Source organism: Streptomyces sp. NRRL S-118, assembly GCF_000716335.1.
In the GTDB taxonomy this organism is placed as follows: Bacteria; Actinomycetota; Actinomycetes; order Streptomycetales; family Streptomycetaceae; genus Streptomyces.
The window spans coordinates 1-8,045 of sequence record NZ_JOBL01000277.1 but is presented as its reverse complement, the minus strand read 5'-3'; the positions used below and the strand labels follow the sequence as shown (position 1 = coordinate 8,045).

The window sequence follows — 8,045 nt, the reverse complement described above, 5'->3', positions numbered from 1 at the left end:
TCAGCGGGTTTGTCTTCCGGGCCCGTTGGGCCGTTCCGACGTTCCAAACCTTAGCGGATTTCCCGGGCGGCTCATAATCGGGCCTTCGAAATGAATTCCGGCATGCCGAAATTCGTCCCGGTCGGGAGATCGTGCAGGGTTTGGGTGCCGCGTTCGCGGCGGGATGGCCGTCGCAGAACCGTTCCGGCTCCGTGACAACTCGAAGAACCTTACGGATCCGCAAGGGCCGTGTCAAGGCCCCTGGTGGCGGGCCGGGAGGGCGCGTCAGTCGAGGTCCGTCAGGCGGCCGCCCGCGTCCGGCTGGGCGTGTTCCACCCGGCGCAGGAGGCGGATCAGGAGCTCGCCGAGGACGGCGCGTTCCTCGCTCGACAGGTCCTGGAGGAGGTCCTCCTCGAAGGCGGTCGCCATGCGCATCGCCTCGAGCCACTTGGCGCGGCCCTCGTCCGTCAGCTCCACGATGACCCGTACCCGGTTGTTCTCGTCGCGGTCGCGGGTGACCAGTCCTTCGCCCGCCATGCGGTCGATGCGGTGGGTCATGGCCGCGGGGGTCAGCCCCAGCCGCTTGGCGAGTTCGCCGGGGCCGAGGCGGTACGGGGCGCCGGAGAGGACGAGGTGCTTGAGGACCTCCCACTCGGCGTTGCTGATGCCGAGCTCGGCCACCTGGCGGCCGTACGCCACGTTCATGCGGCGGTTCAGCCGGCCGAGCGCCGAGACGACCTTCTCCACCTGGGGATCCAGGTCGCGGAACTCGCGCTGGTAGGCGGCGATCTGCTCGTCGAGGCTCGGCTCCTGCGTTGCGGACATGCGCAGGAGTATCCCACGGAAGCGGCTTGGCGTTGAAGTCCTTCGATGTGTAGAGTTAAGCATCGAACTTTAGTGTTGAAGTCTTCCGAGGTAAGACCTCCGAACCGAAGCAGGTGAGTGTGACCGAGGCGATGGGCGCGGCGATGCGCCGGATCCAGGCGGGGAACGTGCTGAGCGCGTTCGGGCTGGGGTTCACCGTTCCGTATCTCTACGTGTACGTGGCTCAGGTCCGGGACCTGGGCGCCGGGACGGCGGGGGCCGTGCTGGCGGTGTTCGCCATGGCCGCCCTCGTGGTCCTGCCCTTCACCGGGCGGGCGATCGACCGGCGGGGCCCCCTTCCGGTGCTGGTCGTGGCCGCGCTGCTGGCCTCCGCCGGGGCGCTCGGCATGGGCCTGGCGGGGAGCGTGCCCACCGTCGTCCTGGCCGCGGCGCTGCTGGGTGCCGGTACGGCGGTGATGCAGCCGGCGCTCGCGACCATGATCGTCTGGTGCTCCTCCACGGCCACCCGTACGCGTGCCTTCGCCCTCCAGTTCTTCCTGCAGAACCTGGGGCTGGGCATCGGCGGTCTCATCGGCGGGCAGCTCGTCGACGAGAGCAGGCCCGGCAGCTTCCTGCTGCTGTTCTCCATCGAGGCCGCCATGTTCCTGGTGCTGGCCGCCATCGCCGCCACCGTACGGATGCCGCGTACGCCGTCGATCACGGATGCGCGCCCGGAGAGCAAGGGGGGCGTGCGGGCGCTGCTCGGGCACCGGGCCATGGTGCAGCTGTGCGTGCTGGGCTTCGTGCTGTTCTTCGCCTGCTACGGGCAGTTCGAGTCGGGGCTCGCGGCGTACGGCACCGAGGCCGCAGGGATCGAGCCGTCGACGCTCGGCATCGCGCTGGCGGCCAACACGGCGGTCATCGTGGCCGCCCAGTTCCTGGTGCTGCGCTTCGTGGAGCGGCGCCGGCGGTCCCGGGTGATCGCCGCCGTCGGGCTGATCTGGGCGGTGGCGTGGCTCTTCGCGGGGTACGCCGGGCTCGGGCACGGCAGCCAGGCCATGGCGACGGCGGCGTTCGTCACCACGTACGGCCTGTTCGGGCTGGGCGAGGCGATGCTGTCGCCGACCGTGGCACCGCTGGTCGCCGATCTGGCGCCGGAGTCGATGGTCGGGCAGTACAACTCGGCGTTCGCGCTGGTCAAGCAGCTCGCGCTGGCGGTCGGGCCGGCCGTGGGCGGGCCCATGGGAGCCGCGCTGCACGGGCCGTACATCGTGACCTTCGTGCTCTTCTCGCTGGGCATCACGCTGCTGGCCCTGCGGCTCGGCGCGAAGCTCACGCCGGCGCAGGACCACCCGTACCTGGTGGCGAAGTCCCGGGTCGTCGCCCAGCACAGGCCGGGGCAGCCGGTCGAGGCGGCCGTCTAACCAGGCAGGGCGAACTCGCACCAGACGGCTTTGCCGCCGCCCGGCGTGCGGCGGCTTCCCCAGGACGAGGCGATCGTGGCGATGATCGAGATGCCACGACCCGCCTCGTCCTCCGTATCGGCGCGGCGGCGGCGCGGCAGGTGGTCGTCCCCGTCGGTCACCTCGATGATCAGGCGCCGGTCGGTGCGGCGGAGCCGCAGGCGCATGGGCGGGGTTCCGTGCTGGAGGGAGTTCGCCACGAGTTCGCTGGTGGCCAGCACCCCCAGGTCGCGCAGCTCCACCGGGAAGCGCCAGCTGGACAGGACACCGGAGGCGAAGGCCCGCGCGCGTGGCGCCGCCTCCACGCCGCCGAGCAGGTCGAGCGCGGCGTTGTGGAACAGCTCCGCGTCCGGGCCCGTACGGGTGGGGTGCTGCAGGACCAGGACGGCGACGTCGTCGTCGTGCTCCGCGGTGACGCCCAGGGAGCGCAGCAGCCGGTCGCAGACGACCTGGGGGCTGCCGGTCGCGCCGGACAGGGCGCGCTCCAGGGCGGCGACGCCCTCGTCGATGTCCTCCCGGCGCCGCTCGACCAGCCCGTCGGTGTAGAGGACGGCGGTCGACCCGGGCGGCAGGGCGATGGTGCCGGAGGTGTGCAGCCAGCCGCCGGTGCCCAGGGGCGGGCCGGTCGGCTCCTCGGCGCGGCGGACCGTGCCGTCCTCGTCCCTGACGAGGATGGGCAGGTGGCCCGCGGAGGCGTAGACGAGACGGCCCTCGTTCGGGTCGTGGACGGCGTAGACGCAGGTGGCGATCTGGCTGGCGTCGATCTCGGCGGCGAGGCCGTCGAGGAGCTGGAGCACCTCGTGGGGCGGCAGGTCGAGGCGGGCGTAGGCGCGTACGGCGGTGCGCAGCTGGCCCATGACCGCCGCCGCCCGCACGCCGCGGCCCATGACGTCGCCGATGACCAGGGCGGTGCGCCCGGCGCCCAGCGTGATCACGTCGTACCAGTCGCCGCCGACGGCCGCGTCGGTGCCGCCCGGCTGGTAGGTGGCGGCGACCCGCAGGTCGTCGGGCTGTTCGAGCTCCTGGGGGAGGAGGGACCGCTGGAGGGTGACGGCGGTCTCGCGGTGGCGGCGCTCGCTGGCGCGCAGCCGCTCGGCGGCGTCGGCGTGGTCGGTGACGTCGGCCGCGTGGACGAGGACCCCGCCGCCCTCGTGCCCGGGCGTGTCGACGGGGAGGCAGGTGACCGTGTACGAGCCGCCGTGCGTGCGGCGGGACTTGACCGTACGGGGCTTCCCGCTGCGCAGCACCTGGTCCATGAGCGGCAGCAGGCCGAGCTCGGTCAGCTCGGGGCAGCCGGCGGCGAGGGTGGCGCCGGGCGGGCGGTGGCCGAAAGCGATGGCGTAGGCGTCGTTGACGTACGCGATGCGGTGCTCGGAGCCGTACGTCAGGGCGACCAGCCCGGGGAGGCGGCCGAGGATCTCCCGTACGGAGAAGTCCTCCAGGGCGGGGACGTCCCCGGGGACGCCGGCGGGGGCGTCGCCGGGCAGGGGGTCTGGCTGCTGACCAGGCTCATCCTTGCCCGACTCACCTCGCGCCGCGGGGACGGAGCCGTCCCCGCGCTGCGCCGGCGAAGCCCCAGGGTCGGTTCCGCGCGCGGCGGCGCGGCGCTGCGTACCGGGGAGCCGGGCGCTCCAACGCGTGAAGTTCACGGATCTGTATGCCTCGTGGTGTCGTAGCCGTGCTGAGTCGCAGGGTGCTGAGTCGCTGGTTCGCTGGGTCACTCTGTGCAGGTGTGAGCCCACCTATGGTCACACGTCCAGTGTGACCGAGCGCACTGACAAGGGCATCGGCCGATGCGTCATCCCATACGTCAGTCGGACTTGGGGGCGCCGTCCGCGGTTCCGCCTTCGGCCATGTCCTTGGGGTCGGACGAGGGCGGTGGTCCCGCGGCGAGTTCGAACTCGGCGCGCGGATGCTCCAGCGACCCCAGCGAGACGATCTCGCGTTTGAAGAGCCCGGCCAGCGTCCACTCGGCGAGGACACGTGCCTTGCGGTTGAACGTCGGCACGCGGCTGAGATGGTACGCGCGGTGCATGAACCAGGCGGGGTAGCCCTTCAGTTTCCGGCCGTAGACGTGGGCGACGCCCTTGTGCAGGCCGAGTGAGGCGACGGACCCGGCGTACCGGTGGGCGTACTGCTCCAGTGGCCGGCCCTCGAGGGCGGCGACGAGGTTGTCGGCGAGGGCCTTGGCCTGGCGCACGGCGTGCTGGGCGTTGGGGGCGCACTCCTTGCCGCTCTCCGCGGCGGTGACGTCCGGGACGGCTGCCGCGTCCCCGGCCGCCCAGGCGTGTTCGACGCCGTCGACGGTGAGGTACGGGGTGCACACGAGGCGGCCGCGTTCGTTGCGGGGGAGGTCGGTGGCGGCCAGGACGGGCGCCGGTTTGACGCCGGCCGTCCATACGACCGTACGGGTGGGCAGGCGGGTGCCGTCGCTGAGGACGGCGACCCGGTCCTCGCAGGATTCGAGGCGGGTCTCGAGGCGTACGTCGATGTTCCGGGAGCGCAGCTCGCGGACGGTGTACCGGCCCATGTCCTCGCCCACTTCGGGCAGGATCCGGTCGGTGGCCTCCACGAGCACCCATTTGAGGTCCTCGGGCTTGATGTTGCGGTAGTACCGGGAGGTGTAGCGGGCCATGTCCTCCAGTTCGCCGAGCGCCTCCACGCCGGCGTAGCCGCCGCCGACGAAGACGAAGGTGAGGGCGGCGTCACGGATGGCCGGATCGCGCGTGGAGGAGGCGATGTCCATCTGTTCGATGACGTGGTTGCGCAGCCCGATGGCCTCCTCGACGGTCTTGAAGCCGATGCCGTGGTCGGCGAGGCCGGGGACCGGGAGGGTGCGGGAGACGGAGCCGGGCGCGATGACCAGCTCGTCGTAGCGGATCTCCACGGGGACGGCGTCCGCCTCCTCGGTGGCGAGGGTGGCGACGGTCGCGGTGCGCTTGGCGTGGTCGACGGCCTTGGCCTCGCCGATGAGGATGTGGCACTGGTCCAGGACGCGGCGCAGCGGCACCACGACGTGGCGGGGCGAGATGTTGCCGGCCGCCGCCTCGGGGAGGAACGGCTGGTACGTCATGTACGGGTCGGGCGTGACCACGGTGATCTCGGCGGTTCCGCTTCTCAGCCGGTCCTTGAGGCGCCGCTGGAGGTGCAGGGCGGTGTACATCCCGACGTAGCCACCGCCGACAACGAGAATGCGCACAGGTTCGGTCACCCTCCCATGACGCAACGCCCTTCGGGGTTTGTCCACAGGCCCGGCAATTCGTGTGACCGGCGGGTGCGCGGGGGGCGGGGTGGCGCGTATGCCCGGTGAGCCGGAAGGTGCGCAGGTCAGAAGGCGGGAAAGGGGTGGTGGGAGGGGTCGGAATCGGGAGTGTTCCGGTCCTTGCTCCGATCGAGGGGCGCACCGTACGGAACTGCCCCTTCTGAATTGACTCCGACTCAACTATGTTCGTATGTCGTCGGGGAGTCCGGGCGTTGCGCATGACCTGAGCGCGGCGGGGCCGGCCCCTGATCGTCAGGGCGGGGAGTCTCCGGGGGGAGACGTCATTACCGGGGGAACGCATGCATGTTCAGGATTCGCATTGGCAGACCGTCGTCACGCCGTCGGCCGGCGGGACGAGCGGTACCGGGGTCGGCACGGCGAGCGGCACCGGCACCGGGCTCGCCGGTAACGGCACCATGAGGCCGGTGGCCGGCGGTGCCGGGCGCACCTCGCCGCTGCGCGTGGACGCGCAGCGCAATCTGGAGCACGTCCTGCGGGCGGCTCGTGAGGTGTTCGGCGAGCTGGGGTACGGCGCGCCGATGGAGGACGTGGCGCGCCGGGCGCGCGTGGGTGTCGGCACGGTGTACCGGCGCTTCCCGAGCAAGGACGTCCTGGTGCGCCGCATAGCCGAGGAGGAGACCTCCCGGCTGACGGAGCAGGCGCGTACGGCGCTGGGTCAGGAGGAGGAGCCGTGGTCGGCGCTCTCCCGGTTCCTGCGCACCTCGGTGGCCTCGGGCGCGGGGCGGCTGCTGCCGCCGCAGGTGCTGCGGGTGGGCGTGGACGGGGACGACGCTTCCCCGGCCGAGGCGCTCGACGCCTCGCGCGTGCCGCAGCAGCGCGGTATGACGGCTGCCGGTGAGGACCTGGCCGCGGGCGAGGCCGGGGCGCGCGTGGTCGCGCCGCGGGCGGTGCCGGCGGCCGAGCAGGACGACGCGGGCGCGTCGGAGCTGCTGGAGGTCGTGGGCCGGCTCGTGGACCGGGCCCGGGAGGCGGGCGAGCTGCGCGGTGACGTGACGGTGGCGGACGTGCTGCTGGTCATCGCGACGGCGGCGCCCTCGCTGCCGGACGCGGCGCAGCAGAGTGCGGCGTCGGCACGGCTGCTGGACATCCTCCTGGAGGGTCTCCGCTCGCGTCCCGCGTGACCGCGCTGTCGCGCCGGACGCGTGGACCCGGCACTCGACCGGGCTGCCGCCCACTGACCCGAAAGGGTGATGCGGCGCGCCCGGATCCGGGAAACCTCCCCGGATGAGTGGTTGACGGGCCAACAACCCCGGGTGGACCGGACCTCTGTGCCACGCTTGCCCGGTGTTCCGGTCCGAGCAGCGATACGGGGGCTTCCGCCATGAGCGGTGAAGGTCGCGAGGAGCCGCTCGGCGGTGCCGGGACCGGCGAGACGCGCGGGCTGCCGTCCCACAGGGTGCCGATCCAGGGCGGGGCCGCCGGTGGCGGCTCCGGTGCGGCGGGCAGCCCCGGCGGGGCCCCTCGCACCGGCGCCCGGGACGCGGAGGCGCAGGACCCACGCGCCCCGCGGGCCGGCGGCGAATCCGGCACGGGCGTACCGGCGCAGCGCACGGGCGGCTTCTCCGGGTCCGTACCGCCCCCGCCGATCGAGCTGCCGCCCCCGGACGCCGTCCTGGTGCGGCGGATGCGGGACGGCGACGACGCCGCCTACGAGGAGCTGTTCCGGCGGCACGCGGAGGCGGTACGGCGGTACGCGCGCACCTGCTGCCGGGACGGGCACACGGCGGACGACCTGACCGCCGAGGTGTTCGCGCGGACGCTCCAGGCGGTACGCGGCGGTGCGGGACCCGAGCACGCGGTGCGGGCCTACCTGCTGACCACCGTGCGGCGGGTGGCGGCGGCCTGGGCGCGGACCGCCCGGCGGGAGCATCTGGTCGAGGACTTCGCGGTGTTCGCCGCCCAGGCGACGCGTACCCCGGAGGTGTCCGGCGAGGGCACGGTCGAGGTGGGCGCCGACGTGCGCGCGATGCACGCGGCCGAGCGGTCGCTGGCCATGCAGGCGTTCCGTTCGCTGCCCGAGCGGTGGCAGGCGGTGCTGTGGCACACGACCGTCGAGGAGGAGTCGCCCAGTGAGGTGGCGCCGCTCTTCGGGCTGACGGCCAACGCCACGGCCGTGCTGGCCAGCCGTGCCCGGGAGGGCCTCAAGCAGGCGTACCTGCAGGCGCACGTGAGCCGGGCCCTCACCTCCGGAGGCGATTGCGCGCGGTACGCCGACCGGCTGGGCGCGTACGCCCGGGGCGGGTTGCGGACGCGCGCCGAGCGGGGGCTGCGCAAGCACCTGGAGGAGTGCGCCGCGTGCCGGCTGGCGGCGGGCGAGCTGCAGCAGGTCAACGCCGGGATCCCGGCGCTGCTGCCGGTCGCCGTCATCGGCTGGTTCGCGGCCGGGGCCTCCCTCGAGGCGGCCGGCGCGGTGACCGCCGGCGGTGCGGTGGGCGCCGTGGGAGCCGCGGGGGCGGCGGCCGCCGCGGGTTCCGCGGGCGCGGGGGGCGGAGGGGCCGCCGGGGCGGGGGCGGGAG

At 73.4% G+C, this 8,045-nt stretch carries 6 protein-coding genes; 3 read left to right on the top strand and 3 right to left on the bottom strand.

Features of this window, described 5'->3' with window-relative positions:
- Nucleotides 1-264: 264 nt before the first annotated feature.
- Nucleotides 265-804: a MarR family winged helix-turn-helix transcriptional regulator gene (locus tag IH00_RS0103195; protein WP_031069284.1), complete on the bottom strand. Its 540-nt coding sequence runs from the start codon at nt 802-804 to the stop codon at nt 265-267.
- Nucleotides 805-935: 131 nt separating this feature from the next.
- Here IH00_RS0103195 and IH00_RS0103190 point away from each other — a divergent pair, with 131 nt between their 5' ends.
- Nucleotides 936-2,207: an MFS transporter gene (locus IH00_RS0103190; RefSeq protein WP_199819683.1), complete on the top strand. Its 1,272-nt coding sequence runs from the start codon at nt 936-938 to the stop codon at nt 2,205-2,207.
- Here IH00_RS0103190 and IH00_RS0103185 read toward each other — a convergent pair.
- Complete coding sequence (locus IH00_RS0103185; protein ID WP_031069281.1) at nt 2,204-3,895, bottom strand: ATP-binding SpoIIE family protein phosphatase; 1,692 nt, start codon at nt 3,893-3,895, stop codon at nt 2,204-2,206. The two genes, IH00_RS0103190 and IH00_RS0103185, sit on opposite strands and share 4 nt — an antisense overlap.
- A gap of 161 nt (nt 3,896-4,056) precedes the next feature.
- Entirely contained in the window at nt 4,057-5,457 is a 1,401-nt protein-coding gene (locus IH00_RS0103180) for an NAD(P)/FAD-dependent oxidoreductase (RefSeq protein ID WP_078887533.1), read from the bottom strand.
- A gap of 350 nt (nt 5,458-5,807) precedes the next feature.
- On the opposite strand from IH00_RS0103180, the gene IH00_RS0103175 reads away from it, so the two are divergent.
- Both IH00_RS0103175 and IH00_RS0103170 read left to right on the top strand, forming a co-directional pair.
- Nucleotides 5,808-6,650 carry a TetR/AcrR family transcriptional regulator gene (locus IH00_RS0103175; protein ID WP_031069276.1) on the top strand — a complete coding sequence of 281 codons (843 nt, stop codon included), beginning with the start codon at nt 5,808-5,810 and terminating at the stop codon, nt 6,648-6,650.
- Nucleotides 6,651-6,850: 200 nt separating this feature from the next.
- Nucleotides 6,851-8,045: sigma-70 family RNA polymerase sigma factor (locus tag IH00_RS0103170; RefSeq protein ID WP_031069274.1), on the top strand; the 1,195-nt coding region annotated here is incomplete at its 3' end.

Coding starts and splice junctions, on each gene's coding strand:
- IH00_RS0103175 (WP_031069276.1), top strand. CDS start 5,808: ATGCATGTTCAGGATTCGCATTGGCAGACCGTCGTCACGCCGTCGGCC.
- IH00_RS0103195 (WP_031069284.1), bottom strand. CDS start 804: ATGTCCGCAACGCAGGAGCCGAGCCTCGACGAGCAGATCGCCGCCTAC.
- IH00_RS0103190 (WP_199819683.1), top strand. CDS start 936: ATGGGCGCGGCGATGCGCCGGATCCAGGCGGGGAACGTGCTGAGCGCG.